Source organism: Archangium violaceum Cb vi76, from assembly GCF_000733295.1.
Lineage (GTDB): Bacteria > Myxococcota > Myxococcia > Myxococcales > Myxococcaceae > Archangium > Archangium violaceum.
On sequence record NZ_JPMI01000209.1, the window covers coordinates 24,394 to 39,415 of the forward strand.

At 70.2% G+C, this 15,022-nt stretch carries 8 protein-coding genes; 6 read left to right on the forward strand and 2 right to left on the reverse strand.

Annotated features, from left to right (window positions below; all coding sequences use genetic code 11):
• The first annotated feature begins 172 nt into the window (after nt 1-172).
• Genes Q664_RS27480 through Q664_RS27490 form a run of 3 tightly spaced genes read left to right on the forward strand, consistent with a single transcriptional unit; the run spans nt 173 to nt 5,321 of the window.
• On the forward strand, nt 173-2,305 hold the full coding sequence (locus tag Q664_RS27480) for a hypothetical protein (protein ID WP_043402179.1): 2,133 nt from the start codon (nt 173-175) through the stop codon (nt 2,303-2,305).
• Nucleotides 2,302-4,179, forward strand: a complete 1,878-nt coding sequence (locus tag Q664_RS27485; RefSeq protein WP_152622371.1) for a hypothetical protein — start codon at nt 2,302-2,304, stop codon at nt 4,177-4,179. The genes Q664_RS27480 and Q664_RS27485 overlap by 4 nt, the downstream gene beginning before the upstream one ends.
• Nucleotides 4,176-5,321 (forward strand): M43 family zinc metalloprotease, encoded by a 1,146-nt coding sequence (locus Q664_RS27490; RefSeq protein ID WP_043402187.1) that lies wholly within the window; start codon nt 4,176-4,178, stop codon nt 5,319-5,321. The genes Q664_RS27485 and Q664_RS27490 overlap by 4 nt, the downstream gene beginning before the upstream one ends.
• Here the strand turns inward: Q664_RS27490 and Q664_RS27495 are convergent.
• Nucleotides 5,245-6,843, reverse strand: a complete 1,599-nt coding sequence (locus Q664_RS27495; RefSeq protein ID WP_075207527.1) for a serine/threonine-protein kinase — start codon at nt 6,841-6,843, stop codon at nt 5,245-5,247. The genes Q664_RS27490 and Q664_RS27495 overlap by 77 nt on opposite strands.
• A 65-nt stretch (nt 6,844-6,908) precedes the next feature.
• Between Q664_RS27495 and Q664_RS27500 the strand changes: the two genes are divergently transcribed.
• Both Q664_RS27500 and Q664_RS27505 read left to right on the forward strand, forming a co-directional pair.
• Nucleotides 6,909-8,111, forward strand: a complete 1,203-nt coding sequence (locus Q664_RS27500) for a PEGA domain-containing protein (RefSeq protein ID WP_043402193.1) — start codon at nt 6,909-6,911, stop codon at nt 8,109-8,111.
• Complete coding sequence (locus tag Q664_RS27505; RefSeq protein WP_043402196.1) at nt 8,108-8,755, forward strand: hypothetical protein; 648 nt, start codon at nt 8,108-8,110, stop codon at nt 8,753-8,755. The genes Q664_RS27500 and Q664_RS27505 overlap by 4 nt, the downstream gene beginning before the upstream one ends.
• A gap of 3 nt (nt 8,756-8,758) precedes the next feature.
• Here Q664_RS27505 and Q664_RS27510 read toward each other — a convergent pair whose 3' ends face one another.
• A complete protein-coding gene (locus tag Q664_RS27510; RefSeq protein WP_052518734.1) occupies nt 8,759-10,081 on the reverse strand; it encodes a sigma 54-interacting transcriptional regulator in 1,323 nt (440 codons plus the stop codon).
• Between the two features lie 195 nt (nt 10,082-10,276).
• Between Q664_RS27510 and Q664_RS27515 the strand changes: the two genes are divergently transcribed.
• A complete protein-coding gene (locus tag Q664_RS27515; protein WP_043402246.1) occupies nt 10,277-14,896 on the forward strand; it encodes a molybdopterin cofactor-binding domain-containing protein in 4,620 nt (1,539 codons plus the stop codon).
• Nucleotides 14,897-15,022: the final 126 nt, after the last annotated feature.

A 15,022-nucleotide genomic window follows, 5' to 3' on the forward strand; every position in this document is an offset into this window, starting at 1 on the left:
TGGCCATGTAGGAGTGTGGGCTGGAGCCTGTAGGGAGCCGCCGACACCTGTGGGGGCCAACCTCCAATGACACCCCGCACGTTCGCCTCTGAAACCGCACGGCTCGGCGCGCTGGCACGTCGGTTGCCTATGCCTCGGACCGACCAACGCAGCACCCTCTCCGAGGTCCATCATGAAGAGCTTTGTGGAGTCCTTGTTGTCCGGCATGGGTCGCGGCTCCTGGCTGGGGTCTCGCGCCATCGGTACGCTCCTCGTCTTCGCCGCGAGCGCTTGTGGCGGCACGCCGGAAGAGCTTCCGCCTCCCCCCGTGTGCCCCGATAGCGCCGCCAACGGCGTGTGCCTCACCAAGGTTCGGTTGACCTATCTCAAACCGCGCTACGACCTGAGCCAGCCTGTCTTCGTGAACAACCGCGTGCCCATCGAGTTCGGCATCACGGCGACGAGCCTCGACCCGGCCGCGCCCGCGACCCGCAACGTCGCCGTCAGCTTCAGCTTCGTCGAGGCCACCCCCACCAACCCCGAGGAGCCAATCGAGTGCGCCTCCAGCGCCCTCGACCTCACGCTGGTGGGCAATGGTCAGGAGCAGATCTTCAACGGCTTCATCTGGCCGACCTCGTTGTGTGGAGCGCTGATCGGCAAGACCGTGAACCTGCGCGTCGCCTTCGACGGCGACGAACCGGGAACCGGCATCGACTACCCGGCGGTCTCCTTCACCGAAGCGGCTCGCGGCGCGGAGCCCAACCAGGCGTGCCGGAGCGCCGTCGATCCGGCGTCGCCGGACGTCAACCGGGGCTGTGTCTACCCCGTCGACATCCAGCCCACTCCGGCCGACGGGAGCGGAAAACTCATCGACATTCGCTACGAGAACATGGATCCCGCCTCATCGGTGGCCATCCTCCCGTACGCCGACCCGTCCGCCACGGAGGAGGACCTCAAGCCCAGCCTGGTCGTGGAGTCGACGCTCGTCGTCAACGGCCGTGACCCCTACATCTCGGGGTTGGCTCCCGAGGCCGTGCCGCCGGAGCTCGAGGCGAGCGCTCCAGGCATCACCGAGGACCTCCAGTTCGGCCTCGACCCCTCGGAGCTTGGGACCCTCACGGCCATGCCCGGCCGCGCCCTGCTCCGGTACGAGCTCGCGCCCGCCAGCGCGGAGAGCGGCTGGCTTCCGCTCACCGTGGGGGATCCGAACCGGGAGAACGGCCGCGTCGACGAGATCGTCATCGAGCGGCTCCTCCCTGGCACCTCGAACACGTTCGCCCATGAGCTCTTCGCCGAGGGGGAGACCCGCGCCGCCCTGGAAGAGAATGGCGCGTGGGCCGAGGTCAGCCAGTTCTCGCTGAGGGGTTGCTTCACGGCCGACTTCGCGCAGGAGGGCAACGCGGGAGAGGCGAACACGAGCGACTGTCGCACCCTCCCCATCGTGCTGGTACGGGAGACCCCGGACTCCTCCGCCGCGACGTCGATTGGATTCGACGAGGAGTTCACCCGCCAGCTCGGGAGCTCGGACCGCATGAGCGTCGCGGTGCGGATGTTGACCCGGAACCGGCTCGATCGTGCCGGTGCCTCCAGCCGCATCGAGGGCGAGGTCGAGCTCGAGGGCAAGCTCGGACGTCCATACTCGGTCACCATCGCGCGTGCGGTCGGGCAAGCCACGCTCGGCGTGGAGGCCGCGGAGACGGGCTATGAGATCACCGTCGACGCGTTCAACCAGCGCATCCACAGCGTCTCCGAGAGCAAGTCCATCCTCCAGCACGAGGAGGAGTTCTCGACGGCGAAGTCTTTCGATTTTCCGAACCTCGGCTTCGGCTTCGGTCCCGTCCGCGTCGGCTTCCAGATCAGCCTCGGCGGTGAGGTGGGCTTGACGACGAACGACAGCCTCTCGATCTCGACGGACACCGCACGGTGCGCGTCGTTGCTCCAGAGCGCGGACGCGCTCGGCCGGTGCGGGGCGATCTCGCGCACGATCACCCCCGGGTTCAACTTCACCGCCTCGGTCGAGGGCGGCATCAACCTCCGCATCGTCAAGGCCGCCGTGGTGGCCGACCTCAAGCTCGTCAACACCGACTTCCCGCTCGAGGCCTCGCTCGCCTTTGGCCAGCGCGAGGACGGGGGCCTGATGGTGCTCGGCAACGCCAACTGGACGCTCGGCATGCAGCTCATCAGCGGAGACGTCGCGATCGTGGGCCGGGTCGGGATTCGCCGCTTCAGCCGCACGCTCCGCGTGAACCTCTTCAGCTTCGGCTCCAAGCGCTTCACCCGGACGCTGCTCGACCGCTCGATGGACGTCTCCGAGGTCCTCCAGTGAGCAGGCGGATGATCGGCATGGTGGCCGGGTTGGGGCTCGCCGCACTGGGGCTCGTGGCCTGGCCGTGGGATGACATGACGGCGGGGGCGCCGTCGTCCGTGACGCGTGGAGAGCCCGGGACGCCCCATCCGGGCGCCCCCGGGTGCCGCTTCGAGCGCCAGGAGACCGCGGCCTTCGCCCTCGAGTCCAGCGCCACGCTCGACGCCGCCCCTTCCCCGCGGCCGGAAGACCATTTCCGAGGCCTCTTGAGCTGGGTCGTCGTCGAGGAGGCGCGCCAGGGCCACCCCGCGCTCCTGCGAGCCGCATTGAGCTCCGTGGTCCTCGAGCAGGCGCTCTCCGGAGAGCGGGTGAGCGCCGCGGAGCTCGAGGACAGCCCCTTCTACGTGCGGATGGATACGACGTGCCGCTTCGCTGGCATCGGCTTCTCCCCGCGCTGGAGCGGTGCGAGCCGCCGCCTCGTGACCACGCTCCTCCAGGGCTTCGAGCTCGTGCTGCCGCGCGACGACTCGACGCACTGGGAGGCCGAGCAGCGCGACGCGGTGGGCGCGTACACCGCGGAGTACCGTCGTGACACTTCCTCTCGGGGCACGACCCGCATCGTCCGCACCAAGCCACGCTACCACCTCGACGACACCGCCCGGCGCCTGGGGTTGCGTGTACAGGTGCTCGGCGCGCGGGCCGAGGCGGACCTCGACTCCGAGCGCGGCGGCTGGGTGCGGCGCATGGAGGGCCAGGAGACGGTTCGCTTCCACCTTCCTGGAGAGGCCCCGCAGGGCCTCGCGCTCCGCTTCCGCCTGGTGCGCGAGGACGCGCGCTTCGTCTCCGTGAGCGACTCGGTGTCGCCCGGGGAGGCGGACTTCGCGGAGGTGTTCCAGGCAGACCCCCAGTCGCCGCCGCCCGTGGACCCGGCGCTCGCCTCGCTCGACCCCGACGCGGCACGCGCCCGCTTCCTCGCCTTCTTCCTCGAGGGCGGGAAGAGCGCCGTGTTCCCCGCCGCGCGCTTCCTGGCGGGGTGGCTTCGCGCACACCCGCGGGAGAGCGCACTGCTGCTGGCCGATCTGCGGCGCGGGGCCATCGACGAGGTGGCGCACTCCGCTCTGTTCCTGGCCCTCGAGCTGGCGGGCACCGAGCAGTCCCGGCAGGTGCTCGCGGACGCGCTGGTCAGCGGGGACCTCTCGGCGCTCGACCGCAGCCGGGCGGCGTCGGCGTTGGCCGACCACGGCGAACCATCGCGGCGAGCGGCGGACCTGTTGCTCACCCAGGTACGGGCGTCGGATTCGCCCATGGTCGCGAACGTGAGCCTGCTCGGGCTGGGGAGCATGGCGAGACGCACCCGCCCCGGCGATCCGCTGCGCGCCGAGCTGCATACGGCGCTGCGGGGCGAGTTGGAGCGCGCCACCGGCAGCAACGAGGAGCTCGCCGTCCTGGATGCCATCGGCAACAGCGGCGACGACGCGTTCGGTGCCGAGCTCGACGAGCGGCTGCGGACGGGACAGCCCGCCCTGCGGGGGCGCGCGGCCGAGGCGCTCGGCCACCTCTCGCCCGAGGTCGCCCGGCCGCTCCTCGTCTCCCAGCTCGAGAGCGAGTCGAGCGCGAGGGTGAGCACCGCCATCCTCCGGAGCCTGAGCAAGATGGCTCCCGGAACGGAGCTCGAGCTGACGCGGGATGAGCTGGCCCTGGCTGGAAGGAGGCTCGCCAGCGCCTCGAGCCCGGAGGAGCGCGCGGCGGTGATCGATTGGGTAGGCCGCGCCCGCGGTCAGCTCGAGGCTCGCCGCGTCCTGGCCGCCCACTTCCCTCAGGAGCCGAACGTCCACCTCCAACAGCGCATCGGAGCGTTCGTGACTCCCAGGGAGCTGCGCGAGTTCATGCGATGACGTCCTCGAGGAGGCGAGCCTTCGCCACGTGCGCCGCCTTCGTGGGGCTCGTGGCGTGCGGTGGGGGAGGGCCCTTGCTCACGGCGGAGCCCGTTGCCTTCGGGGCGGGCGGGCTCACGCCGGCGCTCTCCATCCCGCCGTTCGATGGGGAGTCCGTCGCGCTGTGGGTGAAGAGCGAGCCGGACACCTGCTTCGCGCTCGCCTCTCTCGAGGACGCCGCGGGCCGGGCCTGGGTGACCGGGCGAGAAGCGGGCCCCTACTGCACCGATTGCGCGGTGCGCACCTCCCTCGCACGGGACGAGGCGTTGATCGTCCTCCCCAGCGGCGAGGGCTTCACGCCCAGCGAGGGCCTTGCCGTGCGTTTCGGGCTCATGGACTGCGAGACGCTCACCCCCGTCGAGACCGGGGGTGGGCAGCGGCTCCAACTGGCCTGGCTGCCGCGCGAGCGTCTTCCGGAGCGCGGACGCCTCTCGCTGCGCTTCCTGGTGTCCCAGCACTCCATGCTCCTCGGGCAACCCGAGCGGCAGCGCGAGCTGCTGGAGCGCTTGAACGACGAGCTCCAGGAAGCGGGTCTGGAGGTGACGCTGGACGCGGTCGCGGAGCTCCCGGACGTGCCTTCGGAGACGCGCTTCTGGACGACCGGGCTCGCCGAGCTCGAGGCCCTGCTCGAGCGCGCGCCGCCCGCGCTGGACGCCACGGTCGACGTCGTCTTCGCCGGGTGCCTCCAGTACGACGATCCCTTCTTCGGGCCGCCAACGCCGGTCAACGGCTTCACCCCTCGCGTGGGGGGAGGCGCCGGTCCTGCGTCGGCGGTCTTCATGCCCGGCCTGCGCTGCGACTCATTCGCCGCGGGCCCGACTCCCTGGCCACTCGACGCCTATGCCCGCGTCCTCGCGCACGAGCTGGGGCATTTCCTCGGCCTCTACCATTCCGTCGAGACCGACGGCACGACCGACCTCCTGAGCGACACGGGCGAACAGAACATCATGCACCACAACCCGAGCCGCGCCGACGCACGGGGTTGGAGCGCCTCCCAGGGACGACGGCTCCGCGGCCACCCCTGGGTCATCTCCGGGCTGGGAGGGGAGCGTCGGCTGGCACCACCCAGCGCAGCGGAGCAACGGGCGTGTGGAACTCGGTGAGCTGGATCCGCTCCGGGCCGATCCGGAGACCTTCGGGTGTCTCGAGCTCCAGGACATGCTCGCCCAGGGGAAGCTCGATGAGCAGGGGAGCGTGTCCTTTTCGCTCGCCGTCGATGATGACCTTCGCACGCAACGCGCCTTCCCCTCCCACCGCCAGCGCTCCCGAGCCTTGACGGGCCGGACGCGGGTTGGCACGAGGCGCCCGCTTCGAGGGGCTCGCTTGTTCTCGCGGAGCGACACGTGCCGCGGACGCCTCCACCGGGGCGGGCGGTGGACTCCCGGCCGCGGCCTCCCGCGACTTCTCCGGGGTAAGCGGCCTCGTGACCTCACGAGACACCGGGACCGGTGCGGCCTGGGACGGCTCGTCCTCCCGCCGCGCGAGCCGCCAGGGGCTCAGGGCTCCGGCACCTCCCAGCATGAGCAGGGCGAGCCATGCCCACCGCCAGCGCGGAGGCCGCCGCGGTGTCACCCGGTGCTCCGCGGGGGGCGGGAGTGGCCCGGTCGGCGCGCCCGGAGATGTGACGCCCATCCCGGTCTCGGGGTCCCGCGCCACCACTCCCCCCAGAAGCTGCTCCACCTCCAGGAACGAGCCCGCCCACCCCGACACGGCACGGGCGCGGCCCTCCTCCTTCGCGCGCACCCGAGCCATCCACTCGCTCAGCAGCACACGCCCCGAGCGAGCGCTTCGGGCCACGAGCACCTTGCTCGTGGCCTCCGCGAACTCCGCGGCGCTCTGGAACCGCTGGTGCCTTGTCCTCCGGACCGCTCGCGCGATGAGCGCTCGTACGTCCTCGGGGAGCTCCCCCGCCAGCTCCAGCTCCTTGCCCGCCAGCAGATCCGCCATCGGATCCTCGCCCGCCAACGGGCTGCTCCCCGCCACCAGCGCGTGCAGCACGCACCCCAGCGAGAACAGATCCGATCGCCCATCCAACTCCCCGCGCGTCACCTGCTCCGGTGACATGTAGGCCGGCTTGCCCTTCGTCAACCCCGCCTGCGTGCGCTCCTGCCTGTCTCTGGCCAGCGCGATGCCAAAGTCCGCCAGCTTCACATCCCCCGTCCACGAGACCAGGATGTTCGACGGGCTCACGTCCCGATGCACGATCCCCAGTGGCTGCCCCGCCGCATCCCTCGCCTCATGGGCGTACCGCAGCGCATGGGCCACCTCGGCGCACACGTGGAGCGCCAGCTCCACCGGGAAGAGCTCTCCCGCCTCGAGCCCGCGCTGTCGCAGACGCTCGGCGTCCACTCCGTCCACGTACTCGAGCACCTGATAGGGCGTCCCTTCCTCCACGCCATAGTCGAGAATGGAGACGATGTTGGCGTGGTGCAGCTGGCTGGCGATCCGTGCCTCGTCCACGAACATCCGTGCCCGCGAGGGCTCCTGCTCATGCCCGGGGAGCAGCCGCTTGATGGCCACGCGCCGCGCGAACCCCTCGGTCCCCGCCGCGCTCGCCTCCCACACCTCTCCCATCCCGCCGCACGCGAGCTGCCGGATCAGTCGATAGCGTCCACCCCACTCCACGCTTCCACACCACCCCTGAGAGGTACCTGTTGCGCGAGGCCCGGCCTGCACTATACCCCCTGGAGGTGAGTCTCCATCCAATTCGCCCCAGACGCCTCGCGCCGTCTGCCCGCCAGCGCGCCTTCGCGCTCTCCCTGCTCCTGGCCCTCTGGGGCAACGCCTCACTCGCCGCCGAGCCCACACCGTCCCGTCCCGCGATCACCCTGTTCGTCGTGGGAGCCCCGGAGGCGCGCACCTCCCTCCAGGATTGGCTCCTCGGCGGGCCCACCGGCTTGCCCGTGACGGTACGGCTCGCCGAGCCTCTCTCGTTCACCGCCCGGCGCGGGGATGATTCCCAGCTCCTGGAGTTCGAGCGGCACCTGCAAGAGGCGCGGCGGCACTACATCGACGCCGAGTTCGCTGACTGCCTCCAGGTGCTCGGCGACGAGGGCGTCCTCCCCAAGGCCCTGAGCCAGGGCCATCGGCAGCTCGTCGCCCGGCTGCTGCTCTGGCAGGTCGCATGCCAGGTGGGCTCGAGACGTGAAGAGGCGGCGCTCCAGGTGGCCTCGGAGCTGGGCGTCCTCGGGCTGGAGATCCCAGCGGACATCGGCGTGCTGCCCCCCGAGGTGGGCCGCGTCCTCGTCAAGGGCGCCGAGGCCGGCGCGGCCCGGGCGCGCACCACGCTGCGCGTCACCTCCGACTTCGGACCCGCGCAGGTCTCGCTGGATGGCCGGTTCGGCGTTTGCGTGGCTCCGTGCTCACTCGATGCACTGGAGGGCCGGCACGTGGTTCGCGTCGACGCGGAGGGACGACAGCGCGCGGTCCAGGTCATCTCGGCCAAGGGGACCGAGTTGGCGGTGGCCTTCACCACGCTCCCAGCTTCGCCCGAGCTCGCCGCCAGCCAGTGGGCGGCGCGCTACGGCGCGCTCTCCGCGGACCTGGACTCCGCTGGCTCGCTGCGCCTGCTCTCCAACGCGCTGCGAGCGCCCCGGCTCGTGCTGCTCACCGCCGAGGCCGAGCGCGAGGGCTACCGGCTGCGCGGGGCGCTGGCGATCGATGGGCGCGTGGCCGCTCGGACGGAGCGCCAGGCGCGGACGAAGCTGCTCCCCGAGACGGTGGAGGGCGCCCTGAGGGATCTGCTCTTCCAGGGCCGCCTCGTCGAGCCAGCGCCCGCGCTCTATCGGCGCAGGGAGTTCTGGCTCGCCGTGGGTGTGGCCGCGGCCGTCGCCGGTGCGACCACCGCGGCCCTGCTCTGGCAGCGGCCCGTGCGAACGGAGGTGAGGTTTTGAAGCGGCTGCTCCTCGAAGGGCTCCTGGCCCTGGTGCTGCTCACCGGTTGTGAAGAGGTGCGGCAGGTGCGACTCACGTTCGGCGACGAGGGCGAGGGGCTCGACGGCTTCCTGTGCCGGGAAGACGATGGCTCCTACCTGCTCTCGCGGGCGGTCCCCGCGGGGGGAGGGCAGGTGCCCTCCTCGCTCGTCGTCGACTTCATCCGGCTGGGAGGGCTGCCAGGGTGCCGCTCGGGGCAGCTCATCCGCTGGTGCGCGGACCATCCGTGCTCGGTGATACCGGAGCACCGCGTCTGCATCCCCGCCCCGTTGCCGGACATCGCCAGCCTGGAGCGCCCCGAGGCGCGCGCGGAGATCCACGAGGCGCTGCGCGACCTCTCGGGCGCCCCTGTCTCCAGCGAGGCGCCAGGTGAGTTCATCATCGTCCGTGTCACCGCCACCCTCGAGCCCTGCGAAGCGCTTCTGGCCAGCGGCGGCACCGTGCCGGCGTTGCGTGAGGAGGAGCTGGTCGGGTGTGCCTATAGCTGTCCCGTGGAGCTCAACGCCATCGAGGGGGATGTGTACCTGGGCTTCGACACCCTCACCGAGCAGTGCGCCCAGGGCATCCGTGTCTGCGCCTCGGGGGATCTGCACTGGAGGCCCTGAGCCTCAGCGAAGCTGGTGCCGGTGGAGCAGATCAATGAGGTAGCTCCGGTCCATCTGCGCCAGCCGCGCGGCCAGTGAGACGTTGCTCCCCGCCCGCTCCATCAGCGCCTTGAGGAACTGGACCTCGAAGTCCCCGAGCACCTTCTGGCGGGCCTCGCGGTAGCTGTGCTCCAGCGGCAGCACGACGGAGGGAGCCGGGGGCGGGTGCGCCGCGCCGGGCCCCCCGGCGGTCTGCTCCAGGGAGGGAGGCTCTCCCATCGCGAGGATGGCCTCCACGTAGTTGCGCAGCTCTCGGACGTTGCCCGGCCAGCGGTGCGTCTGGAGGGTGGCCATCAGCGGCGGTGGTACCAGCGCCGCCACCGGTCCGGCGTAGCCCGCCTCGTTCAGGAAGTGCTCCACCAGCAGGGGGATGTCCTCCTCCCGTTGGTGCAGCGGGGGCACCTCGAGCCTCACCACGGCGAGCCGGTAGTAGAGGTCCAGGCGGAAGGTGTTCGCGTTGACCTCGGCGCGGAGATCCCGGTGGGTGGCGCTCACCACGCGCACGTCCACGGACAGCTCCTCCGTGCCCCCGAGCCTCCGGAAGCGCCGGCGCTCCAGCACTCCCAGCAGCGCCGTCTGGAGTGTCGGGGACAGCTCGCCGATCTCGTCCAGGAAGAGCGTGCCGCCCTGGGCCCGCTCGAAGACGCCGAGGTGGCGCCGGTCCGCTCCCGTGAAGGCGCCGCGCTCATGGCCGAACAGCTCGCTGGCGACCAGGCCGGGGGAGATGACGCCACAGTCCAGCGTCACGAAGGGCTTGTGGGCCCGCGGGCTCTGATCGTGGAGGGCGCGAGCGATGAGCTCCTTGCCCGTGCCGGACTCCCCCTGGAGCAGCACCGAGGCGTCCGTCTGGGCCGCGCGGAGGATCTGCGCCATCAGCCGCCGCATCGGCGCGCTCTGGCCTCGCAGTGGCCCCAGGGCCCCGGAGTCATGGAGGGACAGCGTCCGCGTGGGCCCATCCCCCACCCGCAGCGACGTCCGCCCGAGCGTGACGATCGTCCCCGGGGCGACAGTCCCCCGCTCGAGGAGGGCGGTTCCCACCCCCGTGCCATTGGTCGAGCCCAGGTCCGTTATCGCCACCCGGTCTCCCTTGCGGGACAGCTCCAGGTGGTACCGGGACACGGTGGGGTCCGTCAGGCGCAGCTCGTTGCTCTCCGCCGTCCCCACCGTCACCGTCTCGTCGCCCGCGGTGTGGGACGCGCCTTGATCCGGGCCACCCACGACTTCGATGAAGAGCGTGCGGATGGGGAGTCCGATGGGGCGATCCGAAACTGTCTTTCCGCTGGACATGGTCCGGCAATCTACCATGGCCGGACCGTCGGCCCGCCCCGCTGCTGGGACCCCCATACCATCCGGACAAGGTGGCGCAGCTGGGGCCGAAGCTCCAGGCGCTGGCCGCGGAGGAAACGCGCAAGCTCAATCAATTTGCTCCGTCAGAAGCAGAGAACTAGCCTCGCCCCCCTCTCGTTCACCAAAGGCGGCTTCATGACGAAGCAGGTGTCGTTCTTCCTCAATGGCAGGGCGGTCACGCTCGAGGATCCATCGCCGGATCTTCTGTTGATCGACTACCTCCGTTCTCCGGAAGTGGGCCTGGCGGGCCCGAAGAAGCCTTGCGGCCAGGGCGGATGCGGCGGCTGCACCGTCATCCTCTCGAACTGGAACGAGAAGAAGAACCGCGCCGAGCATCGCGCCATCAACTCGTGCCTGCGTCCGGTGCTGGCGCTGGAGGGCCTGGTGGTGACGACGGTGGAGGGCACCGGTGCCGCGCGGCGTCCCAACCCCGAGAACCTGAGCCACTCCGCCACCTACTTCCGGGCCGCCGTGGTGCCGCAGACGGCGCTCCCGCCTCCGCCCGCGCTGGTGAACGCCCAGGAGGCGGCCAACGCCAAGCGCCTCGAGGTGATCCGGAAGGTCAACAAGGCCCGGCCCAAGGCCGCCCTGACGGCGAAGCTGCGCGAGGAGGTGCCGGATCATCCCTCGGAGTTCTCGCACGAGGGTATCAACCCCGTGGCCCACCGCCTGGCCATCAACAACGGCACGCAGTGCGGCTACTGCACCGTGGGCTTCGTGATGAACATGTCCGAGTTCATCGTGAACAACCCCAAGGCCACCAAGCGGGAGATCGAGGACATCTTCGACGGCAACATCTGCCGGTGCACGGGCTACCGCTCCATCCTCACCGGCATGAAGACCTTCGCCTCCAACTGGACCCAGGAGGACGAAGCGAACCGGATGAAGTGTCTGGGAGATGATGCCGTCCAGTCGCAGCTGCCGACGCCGAACGTGGTGATTCCGTTTCCCCCCGAGGCCCGGGCGCCCGCCAGTGGCGTCTCGCTGGATGGCACCTCGCGCCGTTGGTTGACCCCGGCGAGCCTGTCCGAGCTGGCCCGCCTCATGCGCGAGAACCAGCGCGAGAAGGTCCGCCTCGTCCACTCCAATACCTCCTACGGCATCTACAAGGAGGAGTACCTGGAGACGGAGCTCTTCCTGGACGTCCGGTTCATCCCGGAGCTCAACGTGGCGCCCAGGGTGACGGACACCGGGCTGCGCGTCGGGGCGGGCATCAACTACAGCGAGCTCATCCGCGTCCTGGAGAGCACGATGCTCTCGCGCGGCGAGGCGAAGGCCCGGAAGGATGGGGAGACGGACTACTCGGAGACGACGCGGCTGGGCGCCACCCGCTTCATGGCGCGGCGGACCGCGGGCCGCATCGTGCGCAACGCCGCGTCGCTGGGCGGCAACTCGATGCTGGTGCTCAAGCACATCGCCGAGGGCACCGGTGAGCCGTTCCCCTCGGATGCCTTCACGGCCCTGGCCGCCATCGACGCGGAGATCGAGTTCCTGGACACGCAGCAGGGGGAGAACGCCCAGCCCCAGCGCGCCACCGTCCAGGCGCTGGTGGAGCGGGTGGCAGCGAGGCCCGCGCTGGCCGACTCCCTCGTGCTGCTCGCCTACCACCTGCCTTTCGGCAAGCGCAACGAGGTGGTGCTCGCCCAGAAGGTGGCGCTGCGCGACGTGAACGCGCACAGCATCCTCAACGCGACCAGCCGCCTGGGCCTGTCCAAGACGATGGAGGTGGAGGTGGCGGTGCTCGTCTTCGGCGGCATCGCTCCCTATCCGTGGCGCGCCCGGAAGACGGAGAAGGCCCTGCGGGACAAGCCGCTGTCGCTGGCCACCCTCCCGGCCCTGGCCAAGATCCTGGCCGCCGAGGTGAGCGCCGAGCTCGCGCGCCAGGCCCCGCGCATGAAGGGCCTGCCCTCGGAGGGATTCACGGACGAGTACCGCGTGCAGCTCGCCACGGCCTTCTTCTACAAGGCCGCGGTCAACGCGATGGACGAGCGTGGCGCCACCGTCCCCCCGGCCATCCGCTCGGCCGGCGAGATCACCTGGGGCCACTGGCCCGTCAGCGACGGCATCCAGGAGTATGAGATCCAGAGCTACAAGGCTCCCGTCTCGCAGCCGTACATCAAGATCACCGCGATGGAGCAGTCCTCCGGGCAGCTGCACTACACCCATGAGCTGCCGGTCCCCCCGCGGACCGTCAATGCCTCCTTCGTCCAGAGCCGGCGGGCGCTCGCCAGCTTCCAATTCGTCCTCCCCGGCAGCGACAAGGCGCGCGAGACGAGCGAGCTGCGCGAGCACCTCTCCAGCCGCTACGAGGGCTTCGTGGACCTCATCACCTGCGAGGTCTTCAAGAACGGGCAGATCAACAAGCAGGGCATGGGCGCCGATCAGCCGATCTTCGCCGAGGGGCGGGTCGACTACGTGGGCCAGTCCCTCGCGCTGGTGCTCGCGGACACCGAGCAGTTGGCCGAGCGCATCGCCCAGTACGTCACCGACACGTGCGTCGCCTACGGCCCGGTCCCGCCACCGAAGGGAGACGACAGGCCCCTGCCTCCGTGGTGGTCCCAGCCCATCTTGAGCCTGGAGGACGCCATCCGTCTGGGGAGCATCTACCCGGACTGGCCCCAAGCCGCCGCCTTCGTCACCCACGTCTGGAAGGTGACGCGCAATGGCAGCCGGTTTGGCTGGGTCACCCCCAAGAACAAGCCCGAGCAGCAGGTGGACCGGACGATCGTCAACCGGCAGGCGACGCTGGACGGCATTCCCTGCCAGGTCGTCGAGAGCACCCAGGCGTGCGGCGGCCAGGTGCACTTCTACATGGAGACGCAGGCGGCCATCGCCGAGCCCCTGGATGGCCGGCGCATGATGGTGCGGCCCTCCACGCAGAGCCCCATGGAGATGCACCAGACCACCGCCATGGCGCTGGGCGCTCGCTACAACAGCATCGACGTGCAGGTCCCCCCGGTGGGTGGCGGCTACGGCGGCAAGACGGAGCAGACCCGCTTCGTGGTGGGAGCGGCGGCCATCGCCGCGCATGAAATCAAACGGCCGGTGCGCCTGGTCCTCTCGCGTGAGCAGGACACGGCGATGATCGGCAAGCGCCACGCCTACTTCTCCCAGTACCAGATCGCCATCGATCGCGGCGACGTGGACTCCAGGGACAAGGGGCGCATCCGCGGCCTGCTCAACAAGATGTGGGGAGACGGCGGCGCCTTCTACGACTGCTCGTTCATCGTCTCCAACTGCATCCAGGCGCGCGCGGACAATGCCTATCAAATCCCCAACTTCGAGACGCAGATCGACGTGTGCCGCACCAACACCGCGCCGAGCACCGCGTTCCGCGCGTTCGGCGACATCCAGGGCAAGCTGATGCTGGAGAACGCCGTGGATGACGCGGCCTACGCCATCGGCATGCTGCCCGAGGACGTGCGGGAGAAGAACCTCTACGAGCGCGGGGACGTGACGCCCTTCGGCCAGGCGCTCTCGTACTGCTACATCCGCGAGGTCTGGTCCTACCTGAAGCAGAAGTGCGACTACGCGACGAAGCGCCGCGAGGTCGACGAGTTCAACGCGAAGAACCGCTGGCGCAAGCGCGGGCTGGCGGTGATGCCGGTCAAGTACGGCTCGGGCTACAACCTGGTGATGCTGGAGCAGGCCGCCGCGGTCGTCTCGGTGTTCCAGGGAGACGGCAGCATCGTCATCCACCAGGGCGGCGTGGAGATGGGGCAGGGCCTGCTCACGCAGGTCCGGCAGATCGCCGCCTACGTGCTGAACGTGCCGCTGGAGTACATCCAGGTGGAGGCGCCCAAGACGCTCGTGACCCCCAACCCGTCCAGCACCGGAGCGTCCACCGGAACGGCCTACAACGGCGAGGCGGTCAAGCGCACGTGCCAGGAGCTCGCCGCGCGCCTGAGGGACTTCGCCTACGAGATGCGCACGGAGCAGGGCAACGACTGGTGCGTGAGCCAGGGCATCGACTTCTGGAACCACGGGCAAGAGGGGTGGATGGCCACGGTGACGGTCAACGGGCAGACCAAGCGCATCTGGCAGTTCCTGGTGGCGCTGGCCTACCAGTACCGGGTGAGTCTGGTGTCCACCTTCACCGCGCCCATCCGGGGCGGTGAGACGCCGGTGCCGGTGATCACCTACAAGCCGTATGAGCAGCAACCCGTGCTGCCCGGCTACCCCCTGGTCGACAAGAAGGATGCCTATCCCGGCGCGTTCGACTCGTTCGTGGGGTTCACCTACTCGGCCGCGTGCTCGGTGGTGGAGGTGGACATCCTGACGGGAGAGGTGAAGGTGCTCAGCTCGGACCTCGTCTACGACATGGGCTGGAGCCTCAACCCGGCCATCGACGTGGGCCAGGTGGAAGGCGCCTTCGTGCAGGGGCTCGGCTACGTGCTGTCCGAGAAGCTGGCGTTCGAGCCCGATGGCCAGGAAGCCGGCCGCCTCAACTCCCTGAACACCTGGCGCTACAAGCCGCCCGCGACCACCAGCATCCCGCTGGAGCTCAACGTGTACCTCTTCCCGCGCAACCTGGCGGGCGTCCCGGAGGACGCCACCGAGGGCATCTTCTCCTCGAAGGAGGTCGGCGAGCCGCCGCTGGTGCTGGCCACCACCGTGTTCCTCGCGGTGAAGGCGGCGATCCGCGCCTCGCGCGTGGAGCGCAAGCTGAGCGGCCTCTTCCGGTTCGACGCGCCCGCCACCGTGCAGGAGGTGCGCAAGGCGTGCGAGGTGCGCCTGAACGACCTCAAGGCCTGAGCCGGGCCACGCCAAGGCCGTGGGGGAAGTGCCCCACGGCCTGCACGCCAGTTCCTCGGCGGGGAGCATTTCGCTTCCCGCCCTCCGCTCACCGCGGCTCGGGCTGGCGGAATGTCTGTCTTTGAG

Coding starts and splice junctions, on each gene's coding strand:
- Q664_RS27480 (WP_043402179.1), top strand. CDS start 173: ATGAAGAGCTTTGTGGAGTCCTTGTTGTCCGGCATGGGTCGCGGCTCC.
- Q664_RS27490 (WP_043402187.1), top strand. CDS start 4,176: ATGACGTCCTCGAGGAGGCGAGCCTTCGCCACGTGCGCCGCCTTCGTG.
- Q664_RS27510 (WP_052518734.1), bottom strand. CDS start 10,081: ATGTCCAGCGGAAAGACAGTTTCGGATCGCCCCATCGGACTCCCCATC.
- Q664_RS27515 (WP_043402246.1), top strand. CDS start 10,277: ATGACGAAGCAGGTGTCGTTCTTCCTCAATGGCAGGGCGGTCACGCTC.